General features: G+C 67.7%; 16 protein-coding genes. 13 read left to right on the top strand and 3 right to left on the bottom strand.

Annotated elements, in window-relative coordinates; genetic code table 11:
• Positions 1-808: 808 nt before the first annotated feature.
• Entirely contained in the window at positions 809-994 is a 186-nt protein-coding gene (locus ACFY9I_RS31545) for a hypothetical protein (protein WP_391007752.1), read from the bottom strand.
• A 292-nt stretch (positions 995-1286) separates the two neighbouring features.
• Between ACFY9I_RS31545 and ACFY9I_RS31540 the strand changes: the two genes are divergently transcribed.
• Entirely contained in the window at positions 1287-1517 is a 231-nt protein-coding gene (locus tag ACFY9I_RS31540; RefSeq protein WP_391007750.1) for a hypothetical protein, read from the top strand.
• A gap of 175 nt (positions 1518-1692) precedes the next feature.
• On the top strand, positions 1693-2184 hold the full coding sequence (locus ACFY9I_RS31535) for a nucleotidyltransferase domain-containing protein (protein ID WP_391007831.1): 492 nt from the start codon (positions 1693-1695) through the stop codon (positions 2182-2184).
• Positions 2185-2236: 52 nt separating this feature from the next.
• On the opposite strand, the gene ACFY9I_RS31530 is transcribed toward ACFY9I_RS31535, so the two are convergent.
• Positions 2237-4795, bottom strand: coding sequence for a GH32 C-terminal domain-containing protein (locus ACFY9I_RS31530; RefSeq protein WP_391007748.1), 2559 nt, complete (start codon positions 4793-4795; stop codon positions 2237-2239).
• Between the two features lie 537 nt (positions 4796-5332).
• On the opposite strand from ACFY9I_RS31530, the gene ACFY9I_RS31525 reads away from it, so the two are divergent.
• From ACFY9I_RS31525 to ACFY9I_RS31480, 10 genes are all read left to right on the top strand, one after another.
• Entirely contained in the window at positions 5333-6340 is a 1008-nt protein-coding gene (locus ACFY9I_RS31525; protein ID WP_391007746.1) for a substrate-binding domain-containing protein, read from the top strand.
• 398 nt (positions 6341-6738) lie between these two features.
• Positions 6739-8037, top strand: a complete 1299-nt coding sequence (locus ACFY9I_RS31520; RefSeq protein ID WP_391007744.1) for an extracellular solute-binding protein — start codon at positions 6739-6741, stop codon at positions 8035-8037.
• 42 nt (positions 8038-8079) lie between these two features.
• Complete coding sequence (locus ACFY9I_RS31515) at positions 8080-9057, top strand: ABC transporter permease subunit (protein WP_391007742.1); 978 nt, start codon at positions 8080-8082, stop codon at positions 9055-9057.
• 6 nt (positions 9058-9063) lie between these two features.
• Positions 9064-9951 carry a carbohydrate ABC transporter permease gene (locus ACFY9I_RS31510; RefSeq protein ID WP_124436760.1) on the top strand — a complete coding sequence of 296 codons (888 nt, stop codon included), beginning with the start codon at positions 9064-9066 and terminating at the stop codon, positions 9949-9951.
• A 248-nt stretch (positions 9952-10199) separates the two neighbouring features.
• Complete coding sequence (locus ACFY9I_RS31505) at positions 10200-12416, top strand: glycoside hydrolase family 3 N-terminal domain-containing protein (RefSeq protein ID WP_391007740.1); 2217 nt, start codon at positions 10200-10202, stop codon at positions 12414-12416.
• A 100-nt stretch (positions 12417-12516) separates the two neighbouring features.
• Complete coding sequence (locus ACFY9I_RS31500) at positions 12517-13989, top strand: GH32 C-terminal domain-containing protein (protein ID WP_391007739.1); 1473 nt, start codon at positions 12517-12519, stop codon at positions 13987-13989.
• Positions 13990-14081: 92 nt separating this feature from the next.
• A complete protein-coding gene (locus tag ACFY9I_RS31495; RefSeq protein ID WP_391007737.1) occupies positions 14082-17018 on the top strand; it encodes a discoidin domain-containing protein in 2937 nt (978 codons plus the stop codon).
• A 413-nt stretch (positions 17019-17431) separates the two neighbouring features.
• Positions 17432-17851, top strand: coding sequence for an aspartate 1-decarboxylase (gene panD / locus ACFY9I_RS31490; protein WP_391007735.1), 420 nt, complete (start codon positions 17432-17434; stop codon positions 17849-17851).
• 53 nt (positions 17852-17904) lie between these two features.
• Complete coding sequence (locus ACFY9I_RS31485) at positions 17905-18249, top strand: N-acetyltransferase (RefSeq protein WP_391007733.1); 345 nt, start codon at positions 17905-17907, stop codon at positions 18247-18249.
• Positions 18250-18390: 141 nt separating this feature from the next.
• Positions 18391-18594 carry a hypothetical protein gene (locus ACFY9I_RS31480; RefSeq protein WP_391007731.1) on the top strand — a complete coding sequence of 68 codons (204 nt, stop codon included), beginning with the start codon at positions 18391-18393 and terminating at the stop codon, positions 18592-18594.
• Between the two features lie 171 nt (positions 18595-18765).
• Here ACFY9I_RS31480 and gndA read toward each other — a convergent pair whose 3' ends face one another.
• Positions 18766-20205, bottom strand: coding sequence for an NADP-dependent phosphogluconate dehydrogenase (gndA, locus tag ACFY9I_RS31475; protein WP_391007729.1), 1440 nt, complete (start codon positions 20203-20205; stop codon positions 18766-18768).
• Positions 20206-20541: 336 nt separating this feature from the next.
• Between gndA and ACFY9I_RS31470 the strand changes: the two genes are divergently transcribed.
• Entirely contained in the window at positions 20542-21672 is a 1131-nt protein-coding gene (locus tag ACFY9I_RS31470) for a transglycosylase family protein (RefSeq protein WP_391007728.1), read from the top strand.
• The last annotated feature ends 13 nt before the right edge of the window (positions 21673-21685 follow it).

Raw genomic sequence — 21685 nt, 5'->3', positions numbered from 1 at the left:
CCGTGGTCGGTGCGTGGGTCGTACGCAGCCGCGTACGCGAGTGGCAGAGCGGCCCCGAGTCACCGAGGGGAATGGGGCCCGGAGCCGCTTGCCAGAGGGCCGGTGGCGGGGGGTGCCACCGGCCCGCACCGACTCTGCGGGGGCGGGGAGTTGTTAAGTAGGCCCTGACCAGCACTGAAAAATGCGGAACGTCGGCTGATGCGCGTCCGTCCCGGCACGGCACCGCGGTCGCCGCCTGTCAACCGATCAGTTCATGCTCGAGGCAGTCGGGCTCGCACTGGGCACTGGAACGGGACAGGCCGCCAAGTCCGGTGAGAGACCAGAGGGCCTGAAGGAGCCGAGCCCCGGGGATGGAGCCCCGGTCACCTCGCCGGCGTGGAGAGTGAGCCCTGCGGCGAGTACCTTCCGTAGCCTGCTGCGCGCCGAGGTGGGCGCCGACCCGGACTGGACGTATGTCTCTCCGGCCGACGAGATCGCCCTCGGTGAGCGCACCGGGAGATCGCCCCCGGTGAGCGCACCGGCAAAGGCAAGTTGCACGACGCCCGCATCGACAACCAGCTCGCCACCGGCGGAACCCGCCGACCGGGGTCGAGGTGGGCAGCGCGGCCGTCGCGGCGGTCCGACCGTCGGCGGTGGTCGTCATGCCGTATGCGTGGGGAGGGTGCCCGGTATCGGACACCCTCCCCTGTTGAAGTCGTCCCTGGGCCCTGGCCGCCCCCGGCAGCCGGGCATACGGACACGGCGGCCGTACGGTTCGCATACGGCCAACGCGTACCGAAAAGCATGGCGGAACGGGAACCAGTGACGGTCATGCCGTCGGCAGCACCGCCGGGGAGGGACCGGTACGCAGTTCGCAGCAGAGCGCCGTGACGTCTTCGGTGAGGCCGGCGAGACCGAAGCCGCCGCCCCGCGCGGCCTGCGGAATCCGGGTGCCGTAGCGGACGTCGTCGCGCACGGTCACCGTCAGCGCGCGGCCATCGGGGACCGGGTCCACGGTGACCTCGGGGGCGGCGGATCACGGCGGACGGCAAACAGGGCCGGGTTCCTGACCTGCGCCTTCATCAGTGTTTGACCCTCATACGGATGACCACCTGAGTGTCGGCGCTGTCAGCCCCCCCACGTACTCACCCATGATGTCCGACCTGCTCCCCCAACCGTTGTTGGCGTGCCTGCTCCGTTCCTGTGACCAGCAGTTTTCCCGATTCCTCGATCACAGGCTTGACCTTGAAACGGTGACAAGGTTTCCACTTAGGCACAGGAGGTGGTCCCGATCAACACGACCAAATGTGACGCAGCAGACCCGGTTGATCAACGCCCTGGGTGCCGAGGACTCTTCGGTGCGGCTTCAGTCCGCCCTGGCGGCCGGCTCGGATCCCGACCCCGTCTTCCTGGAGCCCCTCGTCGAGCGTTGCGCGGTCGACCCCGACTTCTTCGAAGGAGTGCTGGTTGCTCCCGGCCGACCCGTTGCCCGGACCCGTACACGATTCGGTTTCGGGGTGCTCTCGGCAAGCGCGTGAAGAGGCCGGCTACGACACGCAGGACGACGCGATCGAGCGTCTTACGCAGATCTACGCGCAGAAAAGACTATGGCTGATCGAGGAGGACGCCCCTGTACTGACGTTCCTCGAGGAGATCGACCGCACATAAATCCACTCGCCCGCCCACGTGATCACCGTTAATGTGCGCGAGGTGATGACGGCCGACGATGTGTTGTCCATCCTTGCAGTGCTGCGGAACGCGGACGTCGACATCTGGATCGGCGGCGGCTGGGGCATCGACGCCCTGGTCGGCGAGCAAACCCGCCTGCACCGCGACCTGGACCTGATGCACCGAGAGGACCAGGAAGCTGACGTCGTGGCGGCTCTCGCGGACGCTGGCTTCGTCGAGACCCTCGACTGGCGCCCCGTACGGTTCGTCGTCACCGATCCTCATGACCGGGAGATCGATCTTCACCCTCTGGTCTTTGCCGCGGACGGATCCGCCGTGCAGGCGTCACCTGACGCGGAGTACCCGTTCGCCTATCCCGCCTCGTGTTTCGTCACTGGCACGATTCTCGGGGCCACCGTCCCGTGCCTGTCGCCCGAGCAGCAGGTCTATTTCCACCAGGGCTATGAACCTGCTGATCACGACCGTCACGACATGGCCCGGCTCCGGCAGACCTTCGGGATCACCACCCACTTCTGAGCCCGCGCGCCGGAAGCTGCTCCTGGCCGACCGGCGCACGGACCCCGGCTCATCACCGCCAAATGGACCCCAGCTGCCACGCCCGCATATGGTCGAGGGTGGCGGTGCCGCCCTCGGCGAAGACCTCGACGCCGGTGCTCGAGGGGTCGGGGAAGATCTGGTCGGTGATCACTGCCTCGCCGTTGCCGCCGAAGACCTCGACGGACGACCAGTCGACCAGGATCCGCAGCTTGACCTTTCCGTTCTCGGCCTTCAGCGGTGCGGTCTGGACACCGGGGAAGGTGCTGTTGAAGCCCCCGGCGCCGGAGCGGGTGCGGTCGACGTACAGCTCCTGGGTCGTGGTGTCGTAGCCGATGACGGTCTCCTCGCCTCCGGCGCCGGTGCGCAGCTTCAGGCCGAAGCGGTCGGCGTCCTTGAGGGAGAAGGTCGCCTCGATGTCGAATGCCTTGCCCTTGGCCCTGGGGCCGATCAGGGGCTTGGAGGTGCTCTTGACGGTGATGTCGGACGCCGTCGCCGGGCGCCTCCCTCGGAGGGACTCCAGGCTGCCCACTGGCTTGCTGGCCAACCGGATGCGGCCGTCGACGGTGCGCAGGGCCATCTCCCGCGGAACGCTCTGCGCGCCGCGCCAGGGGGAGGTGGGGACGGACTGGCCGTAGTCCCAGTTGTTCATCCAGCCGATCATGTAGCGCTTGCCGCCCGGCGCGTTCTCCCAGGACACCGCCGCGTAGTAGTCCTTGCCGTAGTCGGCCCAGTCGGCGCGCTGTACGACGGACTTGGCGGGCTTGTCAGCGGCGGTGAACTGGTCGGCCATGACGTGGCCCCAGCCGGCGGTGTTCATGTCGACGACCTGGATCCGCGCCTTCTTGCCGGCGTACGGGCGCATGTCGAAGGAGGCCCAGTCCAGGGTCTCGCTGTCGGCGCCGGTCGCGCTGCGGACGACCTTGCCGTCGACGATCAGGTTGACGGACGTCTCCTGGGAGACGCGCTGGGCCTGGCTGTCGGACAGCATGATGTGGTCGACGTTGACGTGGCCCCAGCCGCCGGTGTTGTCGTCGACGATCCTGATCCGCGCCTGCTTGCCGGCGAGGTCGCTGACGTCCCAGGAGGCCCAGTTGAGTGCCTCGGCGTCCTTTCCGGTGGCGCTGCGGACGACCCGGCCGTCCACGAGGAGCTCGACGGCGGTCGGGTTGTCGGAGCCGGCCGGGTGATTGCCGCCGCCGATGAGGAAGTTGATGTGCTTGTTGTCGATGGTGAACTCGGCTGACGTGAGGGTGCCCGTGGTGGAGTCGCCGTTCCGGAAGGTGTTGACCAGCCCGTCTCCCAGGAAGCCGGATACCTGTCCCTGGTCGGGGAGGGCGCCGGTAGCCGGTGCGGTGCCGAAAGCGTCCCCGGTCGCCGTCCAGTCGCCGTACGTTCCGCCTTCGAAGTCGGCGAGGACCGTGCCCTCGGGTGGAGTGCTGTCCATCACGGTCCCGGCCTCGTGCGGATGCCGCCCGCCACCGATCTTGAAGTTCAGGTAGGGGCTGTCGACGGTGAAGGAGGGGGAGCTGAGGATGCCGGTGGCGCCGTCACCGCCGTGGAAGCTGTTGGCGAGGCCCTTGCCGTAGAAGCCGTCGACGGTCCCCTGCCAGTCCACCGCACCGGCTGCCGGTCCCTGGCCGAACGCGGTGCCCGTGCTCGTCCACGTACCGAAGCCGGTGCCCTCGAAGTCCTGGACGACCTTCCCGGTGGGCGGTGTGTAGGTGCCTTTGTCGTCCGCGGTGAACTCCTTGCCGTCGAAGTCGCCGATGAAGTACTGGGCGGCCGAACCTCCCGCGATACCACCGGGGTTGATGTTGACGACCAGGACCCACTTGATCTTCTTCTTGTCCCCGTCCACGGCGAGGGGGAACAGGTCGGGGCACTCCCACACGCCGCCCGTCGCACCGGCCGGTCCGAACTCGCTCTGCAACTGCCAGTCCTTGAGGTTCTTCGACGAGTAGAACCGCACCTTGTGCTCGGCGGACAGCGACACCGTCATCAGCCAGCTCTTGGTCGGCTCGTACCACTGGACCTTGGGATCGCGGAAGTTGTCGGAGCCGATGTCGATCACGGGATTGCCCTGGTACTTGGTCCACGTGCGACCGCGGTCGGTGCTGTAGGCCAGCGACTGGGCCTGCTTGCCGCCGTTCTTGTAGGCGCTGGTGTAGATCGCCACCATGGGCGGGTTCTTCTTCGTGCCGAAGCCGGTGGTGTTGTTCCAGTCGACGACCGCGCTGCCGGAGAACACCATCTCCTCGTCGTCGTGCGACAGGGCGAGCGGCAACTCCTCCCAGTGCACGAGGTCCTTGCTCACCGCGTGCCCCCAGGACATGTCGCCCCAGGTGTTGCCGTTGGGGTTGTACTGGTAGAAGAGGTGGTACTCGCCCTTGTAGTAGACGAGCCCGTTGGGGTCGTTCATCCAGTTCTTCTGCGGAGTGAAGTGGAACTGGGGTCTGTACGTCTCGGTGTAGGTCGGGGTGTCGGCGGCGACGGCCTGGGGGGCCAGCGGGGCTGCGGACAGGGCGCAGACGGTCGCGACCGCCGCCATCATCCGTATGCGGGCATGCCGGGATACGCGTGCAGAGCTCATGGTGTCTCCTAGTCCCGCGGCCGTCCACGCTGCGGTGACTGCGGCTTCTGCGCGACGGACCGAAAAGTGCACCTCAGGCCGATGCCGGCTTCCACGCCGTCGGTCGAGGGTGTCATCGTTGACTTGTGTCATCGATGACAGCGAGTGCCCGATTATGAAGCCCAATCCGGCCTCCGCGTCAACGGTCCGGGCGCGATTGCTCCGGCATGACCGGCAGTTCACCGGCTGTCGTCGGTGGTCGCGGACCGCGCCGACCCATTGGCAGTGGCGGGCTCGGGTTCGGTGACCGCCCAGGTCAGAGGGGTGGCTGGAGGCAGTCCGGCAAGCTTCGGCCGCATCGTCGACGCCGAGACGGGCCGGTGAACGAGTTGTTTCCGATCTGTTGACCGGTCGGGCCTTTCGGTGCTTCACTGCCGGAACCGCTACCGAAACCGGTTCCGGAACCGATTCCGGTACCGGTTCCACGGGTCTCTGTACGATCGGCCCTACGGTGCGGGAAGACGTCTTCCGCCTCTGCAGGAAGGGAGGGGAGGTGACATGGGAGTCACTATCGCCGACGTGGCCACGCGGGCCGGGGTCAGCAAAACGACGGTCTCGCGGGTGCTGAACGGCAAGGGCGAGATCAACGAGAACACCGTCTTGAAGGTCCGCAAGGCGATATCGGAACTCGGTTATGTGCCGAGCGCCGGGGCAGTGGGGCTTGCACGCGGTACGACACAGATGATCGGCATGCTGGTCCCTGACTTGGCCTGGGCCTGGGCCGGCATAGTGCAGGCGGTCGTCGAAACGCTGGAGGCCGAGGGCTTCGGGCTGCGGATCCTGACCTGGAACCGCGGTGAGGAGTCACTGCGCAGGCTGGGCCTGCAGGTCGCTGCCAAGTCGTTCGACGGGCTGCTGGTGATAGAGCCCGAGGGGGCTCTGGGGTCCATCACGGAACTGCACGAGGCCGGACTGCCGGTGGTGCTGATCGACGACCGCTTCCAGCGGCCGGGGTTCCCCTACGTGGCCACCACCAACCGGGAGGGCGGTGAGCAGGCGGCGCGCCACCTGCTGGACATCGGCCGCCGTCGCCCTCTGGTGGTGACCGGTCCTGATGAGTACGGCTGCACGCAGGAACGGCTGGGCGGCTTCGTCGACGCGTATGCGCAGGCCGGGATCGAACTCGACCCGCGCAGAATCATCTGCGGCGACTTCCTGTTCGACGACGGCCGGAGCGCGGTGGCGCAAGCTCTCGCGGACGGCGTGGAGTTCGACGCGGTCTTCGGGCACAACGACCCCTTGGCAGCCGGCGTGATCGCGGCCCTGCACGAGGCCGGCCTCAAGATTCCGCGGGACGTCGCCGTGGTGGGGTTCGACGACGTCGAGGTGGCGTCGTACACCTATCCGGCGCTGACCACCATCCGCCAGCCGATGCGGGAGATGGGTGAGGCGGCGGCCCGTCTGCTGCTCGACCATGTGCGGAGATCGCCGGAGGCCGCCCCCTCGCGCATCGTTCCCACCAGCCTCGTGGTCCGTGGTTCGACGTTAGAGCCGAGTTCGAACTGACGCGACGTCATCGCGATGCGCGAATGACGGCGCCTCGCGGCCGGGCGGTGCGTTGCCGGTGACGCACCGCCCCCCGTCTCCTTGAAACATCGGCGAACCTCTTCGGGCCTCGCCTTCCTCACACCTTAGGGCGGCTGCGCCTGTGTTCACGCGGCACCGCCCACATGTACTTTCCGCCCGCGTGTTCCCGATCCGGGACACCGAAAGGGGCGCCTGGCACACCGCCCGGCCGCTACCCACTCCGCGTCGGACGCTCCCACCGCGACCCGCGAGGGACCGCCGACGCCGCTGTCACCGCAGACGCTGCCCACTCGTGGGCCGGCCCATCCGGGCGTCCGCCCCTTCCTACCCTTCGCCGCCCCCCGCGCTTGTCTCGCTCAACGGCAAGGAGCCGCATCATGCGTATCACTACCCGTCACGCTGTCAGAACCGTCCAGACCCTGTGCGTCACACTCACGGCAGCCCTCGTGGCCACCGGCTGCGGCCGGAGCGAGGATTCCGGCCCCGGCAACGATGCCCCCGCCGAGATCGGAGCGGGCAAGGCCAAGGGGACGGTGGTCATGTGGTCCCTGGGTGACCCAGACGAAGACCTGAAGGAGCTGGCCAAGGAGTTCGAGCTGGAAAACCCGGACGCAGACGTCAAGATCACCGCGGTCCCGTGGGACGGCGCCCACGACAAGCTGACCACCGCGATAGCCGGCGGCAACACACCCGACATGTCCATGGTGGGCAGCACTTGGATGGCCGAGATGGCCGCCTTGAAGGGCTTCCAGGCCACCCCGACGTCGATCGAGCCCTCGGACTTCTACCCCGGACAGTGGGACACCACCAAGTACAAGAACACCTCCTACGGCGTCCCGTTCATCGCCGACACCCAAGCGGTCTACTACCGGACCGATCTCACGGCGAAGGCCGGCATCAAGGGCGCCCTGGCCGGCGACTGGGACGGATACCTGAAGGACCTCAAGGCCATCCAGGCCACCGTCGGCAAGGAGAACCCCAAGCTGCGCCACGCCAGCGGGCTGGTGATGGGCTTCAACTCCTGGATCTTCTGGCTGCCGATGGTCTGGCGGCAGGGCAGTGACATCTACGACGCCAAGACCGGGGAGTTCACCTTTGACTCGCCCGAGGTCGCCAAGGCGCTGCAGGACTACGCAAGCGTTCCGCAGCAGGGCCTCGCGCCGACCGACAGGGCGGACAACGTGCAGAGCTTCCAGGACGGGCTGACCGCCGTCTACCAGGAGGGCGCTTGGGCCGGCGGCACCTTCCACAAGGACTCCCCGCAGCTGGACGGTAAGTGGAAGACCATGCCGATGCCGTACACCAAGCAGCCCGCAGGGTTCGCCGGTGGCACCGACCTGGCGGTGTTCAAGGAGGCCAAGAACCCCGACGCGGCATGGAAGTTCGCCCAGTTCCTGACCGAGCCCGCCAACCTCGCGACCTATTCCAAGGCCACCGGCAGCCTGCCTCCTTCGCCCCAGGCGTGGACCGAGGGGAAGCTGACCGAGGACGAGAACTTGAAGGCGTTCGCCGAGCAGCTCGAGGTCAGCAAGGCACCGCCCGCCATCACGACCTGGCAGCAGATCGCCGACACCATCGACTCCGAACTGGAGAAGCTGACCCTCGGCAAGGCCACCGTCGCCGAGGTGCAGAAGACGCTGCAGTCCAAGGCCACCAGCATCGGCACCGGCCGCTGAGCGCCGCCGCGTGAGTATCCCTCGTACGGACGGATGACATCCATGTCCACGAAATCGCTCCCCGAGCGGGGCGACACCCATGAGCAGGGCGCCGCAGGGTCGAAACGGAGTGCCGATCGCCGGCACTCCGGGCTCCACAGCACGGCGCGCGGCAGGCAGGCCCGGGCCGCCTGGCTCCTCGCCGCCCCGTACCTCGCGCTGTTCGCGGCCTTCATGCTGCTGCCGGTGGTGTGGTCGCTGCTGATGGGCCTGACCGACACCAAGAGCTCGGACCTGCGCACACCGCTGAACGTGTCGTTCGTCGGCTTCGACAACTACGTGCGCCTCTTTGAGGACCCGCAGTTTTTCACGGCCCTGCGCAACACGGCCGTGTTCGTCCTGGTGGCCCTGCCCCTGACCCTGGCCGCCGGGCTCGCGGCGGCGGTTGCCCTCGACCGGGGCATCCGCCGCTTCAGGGCCGTCTTCCGGGTCGGCTTCTACCTGCCGGTGATCACCAGCATCGTGGCCGTCGCCGTGGTGTGGAAGACGCTCCTGGAACCTCGCGCGGGACTGGCGAACCTCGTCCTGGGCTGGTTCGGGATCGACGGTCCGGCCTGGCTGGCGGACACCCGCTTCGCCCTGCCCGTCATGATCGTGATGGCGGTGTGGCGCAACCTGGGCACGGTCATGATCATCATGTTGGCGGGTCTGCAGTCCGTACCCCAGTCCCTGATGGAAGCGGCCGAACTCGACGGCGCCGGGCCCTGGCAGCGGTTCTGGCGGGTCACCTTCCCGCTCCTGCGTCCGGCCCTGCTGCTGACCGCTGTGACCACCGGCATCGGCTATCTGCAGTTCTTCGACGAGCCGTTCGTGATGACCGACGGCGGACCGCTGGACTCCACCCTGTCGGCGACGTTGTACGCCTACAAACAGTTCGGCAACGGCAACTACGAGATGGCGTCGGCCGCCGGCTACGTCATCTTCGTCCTCATCGTCGCGCTGACCGTGCTGCAGTTCCGCGTGCTGCGAGACAAGGACTGATGCCTCATGAGCACCCTCTCCACTCTCCGAACGCCACAACCGGGCACGGACCGCGCCCTTAGACGCCGCCGCATCCGCCAAAACTGGGGTCAGCCCTGGCTGTACCTACCGCTCGCCGGCGCCCTGCTGCTGATGATCGCGCCGTTCCTGTGGATGCTGTCCGGGTCGTTCAAGCCCGAGGCCGACATCCGCAGGGTCCCGCCCGTCCTGATACCCACGGCGCCCACGACCGCCAACTACGGCGAGCTGTTCAGCACGCTCGACTTCACGAGCATGTTCGCCAACTCCGTGATCGTGGCCCTCGCCGTCACCGCGGGCAACCTGATCTTCTGCTCGATGCTCGGATACGCCCTGGCCAAGCTGGAGTTCCGCGGGCAGCGCGCCGTCTTCCTGCTGGTCATGGGGACCCTCATGATCCCCGGCCTGGTCACCTTCGTACCCCTGTACGTGCTGGTGGCCAACATGCAGCTGACCGGCTCTCTGCTCGGGTTGATCCTGCCGTTCCTGGCCACGCCCTTCGGGGTGTTCCTGATGCGGCAGTTCATCTCCACCCTGCCCGACGAACTCATCGACGCCGCCCGCGTCGACGGCTGCCGCGAACTGGCCATCTTCGCGAAGATCATCCTGCCGCTGACCAAGCCGGCCCTCGCCACCCTCGGGATCATCACTTTCCTCGGCTCCTGGAACAACTTCCTGTGGCCCCTGGTCGTGGCACAGAACGAGAGCCAGTACACCCTCCCCGTCGGCCTCGCCCTGGCCAGCAGCGGACAGTCCTTCACCCGCTTCGGCATCCTCCTCGCCGGCGCCATGGTCGTCCTGCTGCCGGTGATGATCGTCTTCCTCCTCTTCCAGCGCCAGTTCGTGGCCGGCATCGCCACCACCGGCCTGAAGTGACACCCCAGCTCCCGCCCCGCCGCCCCATGCCGTACCGGCCCCGCCCAGAGCGGCGGACGGACGGCACGCGAGCCCCGCCGCGCCGGGCGGCAACGTTCGCGCGAAGAAGCACTCACCGTCGGCCATCAACTCTCTGATCTGTGACGACTCATCTCTTGGAGACCACCGTGCGACAGCCGGTCCACTCTGCCGCGTACCTGGATCCGGAAGTGTCCGTGGAAGCGAGAACCGACGACTTGCTTTCCCGGATGACCCTGCCGGAGAAGGTCGGGCAGCTGCTGATGCCCGACGCACAACACGGGGACCTGGCGGACATCGTGTCGGCCAAGCTGGCCGGGGCAGTCCTGCATGTGTCTCCCGACCTCATGCCGCAGGCCATGGAACTGGCCCGGCGGACACGGCTCGGCATACCGCTGCTGACAGCCGACGACGGCATCCACGGCCACTCGTTCTGGCCGGGGGCGACCATCTTCCCGACCCAGCTGGCCATGGCCTGCACCTGGGACCCCTCCCTGCTCCACCGAGTCGCCCGAGCGGCCGCGACCGAAATCGCGGCGACCGGAATCCACGGGACGTTCTCCCCGGTGCTGTGCATCACCCGGGACCTGCGCTGGGGCCGGATCAACGAGACGTTCGGCGAGGACCCGTTCCTGATCGGTGAACTCGGAGCGGCGATGGTGCGCGGCTATCAGGGCGACGGCCTCAGCGACCCGACAGCCGTGCTGGCGTACGCCAAGCACTTCGCGGGCTACTCCGAAACCCTGGGCGGGCGCGACGCGAGCGAAGCCGATCTCAGCCCCCGAAAGCTGCGCTCGTGGTTCCTGCCCCCCTTCGAACAGGCGGTCCGGGCCGGCTGCCGCGGCTTCATGCTCGGCTACCAGTCCATCGACGGGGTGCCCATCACCGCGCATCAGTGGCTGATCAACGACGTGCTCAAGGGCGAGTGGGGCTTCACCGGGACGCTGGTGACCGACTGGGACAACGTCGGCCGGATGGTCTACGACCAGCGGACCTGCGCCGACTACGCCGAGGCTGCGGCGGTAGCCGTCGACTCCGGGAACGATCTCATCATGGCCACGCCGCAGTTCTTCGAGGGCGCCCAGGAGGCGGTCGCCCGCGGCCTGATCGAAGAGAAGCAGATCGATGACGCGGTACGGCGGGTTCTGCGGCTGAAGTTCGAACTCGGACTCTTTGAGGACCCCCGCGCCCCCGACCCCGAGCGGCAGGCGCAGGTGATCGGCTGCCGCGAACACGCCGACCTCAACCTCGAGACCGCCCGACGCTCCCTGGTGTTGCTGCGCAACGAAGGGATCCTGCCCCTCGAGGGCGGGCTTACCTCGGACGGAACGGGCCGCGCCGCGAGCCGGGGCACACCGCGGACGATCGCGGTCATCGGCCCCAACGCCGACAGCCCGCAAGCCATGCTCGGCGACTGGGCGGGCGCCACCGGCCAGGTCCCGTGGATGCCCGACGGACATCCACGCGAGTCGGTCGAGACGGTGCGCGACGGCCTGCGCGCCGTCGCGCCCGCCGACTGGACCATCACGTACGCCCGCGGAGCCGACATCGAAAGCCCCGCATCCAACTCCGAGTGGTCCCTCGGGCCCGACGGCCAACCGCAGCCATCCGTTTTCACCCCCGCCCTGGTCGACCAGGCACAGCTTCGGGAGGCCACCGCCGCCGCGGAGGCCGCCGACTACGCCGTCGTGGTCGTGGGGGACACCATCGCCCTCACGGGCGAGGTGCGCTCCACGGCCACGCTCGACCTCCAAGGGGGCCAGATCGCGCTGCTGGACGCGGTCGCCGCCACCGGCACACCGATGATCGTCGTACTCGCCCAGTCCAAGCCGAGCACCCTGCCGGACTCGGCTCTGAACGCGGCAGCCCTCATCGAGGCGTTCAACCCGGGCATGCGCGGTGGCCGCGCCGTCGCCGAACTGCTTCTCGGACTCGTCGATCCCAGTGGCCGGCTCCCGGTCTCCTTCGCACGTCACGTCGGACAGCAACCGGTCTTCTACAACCAGGTGCGAGGCCAGCACGGGAGCCGCTACGCGGATCTCACACAGGACCCCCTGTTCGCGTTCGGCGAGGGCCTCACCTACACGACGGTCACCTACTCCGACCTGGTCGTGCACGACTCGGAGGTCTCCGCCGACGGCACCGTCGACGCCACGGTGCGGCTCACCAACAGCGGCAGCCGCAGGGCCGTGGAAACGGTCCAGGCGTACGTCAGCGACCTGACCACGAGCGTCACCTGGGCCGAGCAGGAGCTGAAGGGTTTCACCCAGGTCGAGATCCATCCCGGCGAAAGCCTGGACGTCCGCATCAGCATCCCTGCCTCCCAGTGCTCTCTCGTCACAGCCGACAACCGCCGAATGGTCGAAGCAGGCGAGTTCGCACTCCGCGTCGGCCCCAGCTCACGGCGGGAGCAGCAGCTGAGCGTGAAATTCCGCATCCGGACCTGAAGGCCGCACACAGGCCTGAAGACCACCGCCCCGTCGGCCCGCCGCCCCGCGAACCAGAGGGCCGGCGGGGCGGTCCCCTGTCATACCGAAAGGCACGCGTGTGTCCACCCCACCCCGCGATCCACACTTCCCCGTCGCGCACCTGCGCCCGCCCCGCAACTGGATCAACGACCCCAACGGACTGGTCTTCCACGACGGCCACTACCACGTGTGCTACCAGTACAACCCGCACGGAGCGAACCACGCCAACATGCACTGGGGCCACTTCCGCAGCCCCGACCTGCTGACCTGGGAGCCGCTGCCGATCGCCCTGTCCCCGAACCCCGGTGGCCTGGACGCCGACGGCTGCTTCTCCGGCAACGCCGTCTCCGACGGCGAACGGCTGGTCGCCTTCTACTCCGCGCACCGCGAGGACCGCTCGTTCCAGCACCAGCCGGTCACCCGCGCCGTCTCCCGAGACAGCGGCCGGACGTTCAACCCGAGTGGTGAACTGGTCGTCCCCGAGCTGCCCGAGGGCTGCAGCATGTACCGCGACCCGTACGTCTGGCAGGACGGCGACGGCTGGCGGATGCTGGTCGGCGCCGCCCTCGCGGACGGCCGCGCCGCCGCCCTCCTCTACGACTCACCCAACCTGGAGAACTGGGCCTACCGGGGGCCCTTCGCCACCCGCCATCCGGAGCCCGTCGGTGGCACCCACCTGCTCACGGGGGAGGGCTGGGAATGCCCGCAATACCTCCCGGCAGCCGACGGACGCGGCGCCCTCCTCTTCAGCACCTGGACCGAACCCACCGGTCCGCAGAGCGTCGCGGCCCTGATCGGCGAAGAGCATGACGGCCACTTCAAGGCGGGCTCAGCGGCGCCCGTCGACCACGGCCCCGACTGCTACGCCCCCGCCCTGCTGCGGGCACCGGGCGACCGGTGGCTGCTGTGGGGCTGGTCGTGGGAAGCCCGCGACGAAGCCTGGGCCGTCGCGGACGGATGGGCCGGGGTCCTCACCCTGCCCCGCGAGATCCACCTCCACGACGACGGCACACTGCGCCAGCAGCCCGCCACCGAACTGCTCGCCCTGCGCGGCCGACACACCATCACCGCCACAGGCGCGACGCACGGCTCGCAGCCGGTGGACCTCGGCACCGTGGGCCACGCCTTCGACCTGACAGCCCGTCTGGAGCCGACCGGAAACGCCGGCCTGCGGCTGCTCACCACCCCGGACGGCTCCGAGTACCTCGACATCCGTCTCGACGTTGACGCGGGCGAACTCGTCGTCGACCGTGACCACGCCTCGCTGGACAGCCGGGCCCGCGGCGGTTCCCACCGGATGCCCTGCCCGCCGGACCGGCCCGTCGACCTGCGCGTCGTGGTCGACCACTCCATCGCCGAGATCTTCCTGGTCACCACCGGCCAGGTCCTCACCCTGCGTTTCTACCCCACAGGGCAGAGCCCTTGGCGACTTGAGGCCCGCACCGCCCCGGGTACGCGCCTCGGCTTCTCGGTCGACGCGTGGGAACTGCACCCGCTCGTGATCAAGGAGCCGAGCACCGGCGCCGCGGAGCCGGCGCCGGCGTCGCAGTAGAACCGACTCCAACCGGTCGATCCCCCACGTCGGCACTGTGTCCCACCCGCTCTCCCAAGTACTGAACAAGCAGGTCCGAAGGAGGATCTTCCATGAGGTCATACGGTCTCGGACGACGCCAGTTCCTGGCCACCGCAGTCGGTGTCGCTGCCGCATGGACCCAGGTTTCCGGGAACGCCATCGCCGCCCCGCAGTTGAAGCAAGCCTCACGTGACAATTCCGTCCGTGTGTGGCTGACGGACGTATCGGCCGACAAGTGGGTCGCCGGTCAGGACGATGTGCTGTTCAAGGCGAAGAGAGCGGCCAACCCGCTGACGATCAAGATCGACGACAGCGTCAAGTACCAGGAGGTCCAAGGCTTCGGCGCGGCCATGACCGACTCCTCCGCCTGGCTCATCGACAAGCTGTCCACCGCCGAGCGGACCAAGCTGATGAAGAAGCTGTTTGATCCCTCGAAGGGAATCGGCCTCAGCCTGCTCCGCTCTCCTATGGGCGCCACGGATTTCAACGCGTCCGGGAACTACTCCTACAACGACATGCCCGCGGGACAAACGGACCCCACGCTGTCCAACTTCTCCGTCCAGCATGACGTGCCGTACATCATTCCGGCCTTGCAGCAGGCCCTCTCACTCAACCCGTCCATCAAGATCATGGCCAACCCGTGGAGCCCACCAGGCTGGATGAAGACCTCCGACTCCATGATCGGAGGCACCCTCAAGAGCGAGTACACCTCCGCGCTGGCCGACTACTTCGTCAAGTTCATCCACGCCTATGGCATGGCCGGCGTGCCCATCTCCTACATTTCCCCGCAGAACGAACCCATGGGTACTCCCACCTGGCCCGGAATGTTCCTGTCCGCGTACCAGGAAGCCGAGTTGATCCAGGAGATCGGCAAGGCGTTCGAAGCCAACGGAATCTCCACGAAGATCCTGGCCTGGGACCACAACTGGGACGTGCCCTCGTATCCGGAGACGATCTTCAGCGATCCCGCAGCCTCCAAGTACACCGCGGGAACCGGATGGCACATCTACAGCGGCAACCCGACCTACCAGGCAGTGGTCCACAACGACTACCCGAGCAAGGAAACCTTCATCACAGAAGCCACCGGAGGCGTTTGGCAGGACAGCAACCAGACGGCGTTCAGCGAAGCACTGGGAACGTGGATCATCAACGGAACGCGCAACTGGGCAAACGGGGTGATGCTGTGGAACATCGCACTCGACCCCGATCGGGGCCCGCTCAATAGCGACACGGCCGGTATACCCATGCTTCGGGGCTTGCTCACGATCGACCCGGCCGACGGACGGGTGACCTACAACGTGGACTACCACGCCCTCGCTCACGCCAGCAGGTTCGTCAAGCCCGGAGCACGCCGGATCTACTCGAACACCTTCGGCGAAGGAAGCATAGAGAACGTCGCGTTCCAGAACCCGGACGGATCGAAGGTCCTGATCGCCCACAACTCGGGCAGCGCCGCGAAAACCTTCAGCGTCGCGGACGGGACACACTCGTTCGACTACACCCTGAACGCCGGCGACGCCGTCACCTTCAAGTACTCCGGGCCTGCGCAGAGCGGCCGTACCCCCGCAGCGACCAAGGTCTCGGACCCGACACGCGACTTCACCTTCAAGTCGGCATCCGGCCCGGTCACCGTCACGTACGACCCGGCACTGCTGCCCTACCAGAACTCCATCCGCACCGGAAACAAGCTGGTCACGTACTCCCTGCCGATCGGAGCTTCCGTCCAGACGACAGGAAGGGCACTGAGCCGTAGCAAATGGACCGCCACGGCTTCCGCGCAGCCGGATTGGGGTGTGGCCGCGAACGCGATCGACGGCGACATCAACACAAAGTGGAGTCTCGGGCACGGGACGACGAGCGGCGACTGGTTCCAGATCGACCTGGGGAGCCCCACGAGCTTCAATAAAATCGTCATCGACACCGGCGTGAACAATTCGTTCGACTACGTCACCAGGCACCAGATATACGTTTCGCACGACGGAGTCGATTGGGGCAGCGCGATTGCGAGCGGCAGCGGGGGCATCGGCAAGATATCCGTCACGTTGCCGACCCGAACGGCACAGTACATTCGCATCGTCAGTACCGCGGCATCCGGTTTCTGGTGGGCCATCGGCGACATCGAGGTGTACGGGTCTGCGCGTGGAACCGGCTCGATCACAGCTCCTACAGCAGTATCGAACGGCCTTCAGCTGAAGACCTGGACCAGCAAGGAAGGGTCGCAGGTCACCGTCGTATTCAACGGGACCGCCGACAGCAAGAGTTTCAAGATATCCACCGACGGCTCGTACACCTATACGCTGCCGAGCGGCACCTCGGCGATGTTCACCACCAAGAAGCTGTCGAGCTTCCCATCGCCGACCTTCAGCGATCTGAAGCCGGAACGAGGCATGCCGCGCTCCAAATTCACGATTCGCGGTGCTGGTTTCGGTGACGCACAGGGACTGGGCACGGTGCGTTTCGAATCAAGCTATGCCGAAATAGACACCTGGTCGGATACGAGTATCAGCGCCTACGTCCCGAAGGGCCTTCCGGCGGGAAAGGTCACGGTTTCCGTGAAGGGAACCAGTGGAGCAGACGCAGGTGGATCATCGTTCGACGTCATAGACCTTGGTCCTGCGCTGCCGCGGACAGGCTGGACCGCAAAGGCTTCGGCCGCAAGCCAGGTGGATGCGCCCGGAAACATGCTCGATGAAAATTCCGACACCCGGTACAGCTCCGGAACAGGGCAGTACGACGGCCTCTGGATCCAAGTGGACATGGGGCAGACACAGACCTTCGACAAGATCGTGCTGGATGTCGGCGGCAGTGTCAGCGACTATGCGCGAAGCGCAGACGTATACGTATCCACGGATGGAACCGACTGGACCAAGCTCACGTCCGTAGCGGACGGCCAACGAGTCCATCTGATTTCCTTCCCGACGCAGACAGCTCGCTACATCAAGGTCGTCAATACCGGCAACGTTGCGCGTAGCTGGTGGTCAGTCGCAGAATTCCACGTCTACAACTGATCTCCGGCTATGAGGGCCGGAGTGGCACGCCTCACCAAGGGTGCCGCTCCGGCCGTAGGCTGACGTTCGTGACGTGGGAGGCCGGCACCAGGGCTCGTGCGGGAGTCACCGGCCCCTTCGCCGTCAGCCCTCGCGCTCCACGTGTCTCGCCTCAGTCACACCGTGAAGGTGCCGAAGCTTCCCGTGATGGTGTCGGCAAGAGCGCGCCGAGTACGACCGGCTTCACTTCGGAGTAGCCGGGAATCCGCACACCGAGCCATCCCGAGGCCCGAGTTACACCGCCTATGTGCCATAGCTGCTCGCGTGAAGCGATGTTCCTCACAATCATCGACCCCGAGGTGTGCCGGTTGTAAAGTGAAGACCGCCCTTGACCTGCATAAAGCAGGCAGGGAGCCGTCTTCCAGGAGTCCAAAGTGCTGCGTACTCTGTTCAAGTCCAAGATCCACCGCGCCACAGTCACCCAGGCCGACCTGCATTACGTGGGATCCGTGACGATCGACGCCGATCTGCTTGACGCCGCCGACCTGCTGCCCGGCGAGCTGGTGCACATCGTCGACATCACCAACGGTGCCCGTCTGGAGACGTATGTCATCGAGGGTGAGCGCGGCTCGGGTGTCGTCGGGATCAACGGGGCGGCGGCCCATCTCGTCCATCCCGGCGATCTGGTGATCATCATCAGTTACGCTCAGGTCTCCGACGCCGAGGCCCGCGCCATGCGGCCCAGAGTGGTCCATGTGGACCACGACAACCGGATCGTGGCCCTGGGCTCGGACCCCTCCGAGCCCGTACCCGGCTCCGACCAGCGGCGCAGCCCGCAGGCTGTCACCGCCTGAGCCGAGGCCATGACCGGTCTCCAGGCGTCGCCGACCCGCACCCGAGGAGTGCCATGAGCGACGTTCAGATCCGCGACGACCGGGCGACCGGCCGACTCGAGGCCTTCGTCGGCGACGAACTGGCCGGTCATATCCAGTACTTCGTCCTCGACTCCCCGAGGCGTGCCCTGGTCCCGGTCCACACGATCGTCGAGCCCGCACACGAGGGACAGGGCGTCGCGGGCTCGCTGGCGCGGGAGTTCTACGGCATCGCGGCCCGTGCCGACGCCGTGGTCGCGCCGCTGTGTCCGTACGTCGCCAAGTGGGCCGAGCGCCATCCCGACGAGGCACCGGCCGCCTCCCCGGAGCTGCTGCGCGCGGCGAAGGACTGGCTGGTCGCCCACCCCGAGGGGTTCTGAGGGCGCCGTCCGCGAGGTGGTCGCGTCGCCCCGCCCGACCGGGTGACCGCCCGACCGGGTGACTGCCCGTGCGGACGCCGGGTACCCGTGGGGCAAGTCCATGGCCGACGTACCAGACGTACCCACTGGCTGGAGGACGCGATGACGCACCCAGACCCGGACCCCGTGAAGCCCGGCCCCACTCCGGGACCGGGCCCCGACCGCCCGCAGCCCACCCCGCCGACCCCCTTCCCCGACCCGGTCCCCACCCCCGAACCGCAGCCGGTGCCCGAACCGGACCCGGTTCCGAGGCCCCCGGGCCCCGACCTGGTCCCGGGCGAACCGAACCCGGGACCGCTGTCCTAGCAGGGCCGTGGCGGAGCAACAAGAGGTGGCCCGGCGTGGACAACTCCACGCCGGGCCACATCAACAAGGTCAGGGACGCGGGGTACCGCGCGACCCACCACACGCGACCCTCCGACGCGGTCGCCGGCAGGTCCGCAGTCCCCTCCCCTCAGACTTCTCTCGGAAGCCGGTTCAGGCCTCGACCTCACCCCGCCCCTGCCCCCACAGCGTGTGGAACGACCCCTCCCGGTCCACCCTCCGGTACGTGTGCGCCCCGAAGAAGTCCCGCTGCCCCTGCGTGAGCGCAGCGGGCAGCCGCTCGGCGCGCAGCGCGTCGTAGTAGGCCAGCGCCGCAGCGAACCCGGGGGTCGGCACGCCCTGCCGTGTCGCGGCGACCAGCACCTCGCGCCAGTCGTCCTGCGCCGCCGCGATCTCCTGGGCGAACGTCTCGTCGGAGAGCAGGCTCGGCAGGTCGGGGCGCGCGTCGTACGCCGCGCGGATCCGGTCGAGGAAGGCGGCCCGGATGATGCACCCGCCACGCCAGATCGAGGCCACCTTGCCCAGGTCGATGTTCCAGTCGTACTCGGCGCGGGCCGCGTCGATCTCGTGGAAGCCCTGCGTGTACGAGACGATCTTGGAGGCGTACAGCGCCTGCTCGACACGGTCGGCGAAGGCGCCGGCCTCGGCCGCGCTCAGCGGAGTGGCCTTGGGGCCGGCCAGCGAGCGGGACGCGTCGCGCAGCGCGGCGTGGCCCGACAGGGACCGTGCGAAGACGGCCTCGGCGATACCGGACACCGGAACGCCCAGGTCGAGAGCGATTTGTACGGTCCAGCGGCCGGTGCCCTTCTGCTCCGCCTGGTCGACGACCACGTCCACGAACGGCTTGCCCGTGGCCTCGTCGACGTGGGCCAGCACCTCCGCCGTGATCTCGATCAGGTACGAGTCGAGCCGCCCGGTGTTCCAGGTGCGGAAGATCTCCGCGATCTGCGCCGGGGTGTATCCGGCCACGTCGCGGAGAAGCTGGTACGCCTCGCCGATCAGTTGCATGTCGGCGTACTCGATGCCGTTGTGGACCATCTTCACGAAGTGCCCGGCGCCGTCCGGACCGACGTGCGTCACACAGGGCGCCCCGTCGGCGGCCTTCGCGGAGATCTTCTCCAGCATCGGGCCGAGGGAGTCGTACGACTCGACCGGGCCGCCCGGCATGATGCTGGGCCCGTTGAGCGCGCCCTCCTCGCCGCCGGAGATGCCCGCGCCGACGAAGTGGATGCCCTGCTCGCGCAGCGCGGCCTCACGGCGGCGGGTGTCGGCGAAGTGCGCGTTGCCACCGTCGATGATCATGTCGCCGGGTTCCAGGAGCGGTGCGAACTCCTCGATCACCGCGTCCGTCGGACCGCCCGCCTTCACCATGACGACCAGACGCCGGGGCCGCTCCAGCGCCTGCACGAACTCCTTGGCGGACTCGGCCGCGATGAAGTCTCCCTCGTGTCCGTGCTCCTTGACCAGCGCGTGCGTCTTCGCGGGGGTGCGGTTGTGCACGGCGACCGTGTAGCCGTTGCGCGCGAAGTTGCGGGCGAGGTTGCTCCCCATGACCGCGAGGCCCGTGACGCCGATCTGGGCTGAAGTGCTCATACGGTTGGCTCCTATGGATCCTGATATCGGTGGTGCCGTTCCTGCCCGCCAGTATTGTCCTTCCGGCCCTCCTGACGTGCACCGGCCCCGTCCGCGCTGCGCGGCCTGCCGGGCTTGAGTACGCGGGAAGGGCCCCACCTGCCTCAATGGGGCGTGCAACCCGGTGATTTACGCGCCGTCCCCGGTCACGCGCGCGCCGGACAGGGGAACTTACGCGCCGGAGCAGGTCGCTTACCCGCCATTCGGGGGACTGGAGCGGCTGGATTTTCGTCTTGTCATGGCCGGTTCGTGGCGCTTACTTTTGCGGCTCATTGCATAGGCGAGGGGGGCTTATCCATGGCCGTACGCGGTCGGCACCGCCGGTACCAGCCGAACAGGATCAACCGCGCCTCACTCACCGTCACGGCGGGCGGCGCCGGGATGGCGCTCCCGCTGATGGGCACCGGGGTCGCGGAGGCGGCCGATGCCGAGACCTGGGACAAGGTCGCGGCCTGCGAGTCCACCAACGACTGGAACATCAACAGCGGAAACGGCTACTACGGCGGCCTCCAGTTCAGCCAGTCCACCTGGGAGGCCTACGGCGGCACGGCCTACGCCCCCCGCGCGGACCTGGCCACCAAGGACCAGCAGATCGCGATCGCCGAGAAGGTGCTGGACGGCCAGGGCCCCGACGCCTGGCCCGTCTGTTCGCAGCGCGCGGGACTCACGATCGACGACGTGAAGCCGCAGACCACGCCGCAGTCACAGGCCGGCAAGGTCGAGATGTACACGGTGGTCCGGGGTGACACCCTCTCCGAGATCGCCGACTCCCGGAACGTGCGGGGCGGCTGGCGCGGTCTCTACGAGGCCAACCGCAGGACCATCGGCTCCGACCCGGACGTGATAATTCCCGGCCAGCGACTGAGCCTGCGCCCGGCGGCCGAGAAACAGGGACAGAAGAAGGTCCGCAAGGAAAAGCAGCAAGAACGGAAGCAAGAACGGAAGCAAGAGCAGAAGCGAGAACAGAAGCAAGAGCAGAAGAAGGTCCAGAAGGAGCAGAAGTCCGGGCAGCGGCAGGTGTCGGCGTCCTTCGTCGCCCCCGTGAGCGCCTCCCTCGGCACGCCCTACCGTGCCTCCGGCTCCTCCTGGTCGAAGGGCTACCACACGGGCGTCGACTTCCCCGTGGCGACCGGCAGCGCCGTGAAGTCCGTCGCCGCCGGGGAGGTCGTCACCTCGGGCTGGGGCGGGTCCTTCGGCTACCAGGTGGTCATCCGGCACGCCGACGGCCGCTACACGCAGTACGCCCATCTGTCGGCGATCTCCGTGAAGGCCGGTCAGAGCGTGAGCGCGGGTCAGCGCATAGGCCGCTCCGGCTCCACCGGAAACAGTTCGGGCCCGCATCTGCACTTCGAGGTGCGGACGGGGCCCGGATTCGGCAGTGACATCGATCCGATCGCCTATCTGCGGGCGGGCGGGGCCCGGATCTGATGAACGGCGGGAG

This window comes from Streptomyces sp. NPDC012510, from assembly GCF_042955065.1.
Classification (GTDB): domain Bacteria; phylum Actinomycetota; class Actinomycetes; order Streptomycetales; family Streptomycetaceae; genus Streptomyces.
Note: the sequence above shows the minus strand (reverse complement) of the source record. Positions and strands in the feature narration are given on the sequence as shown.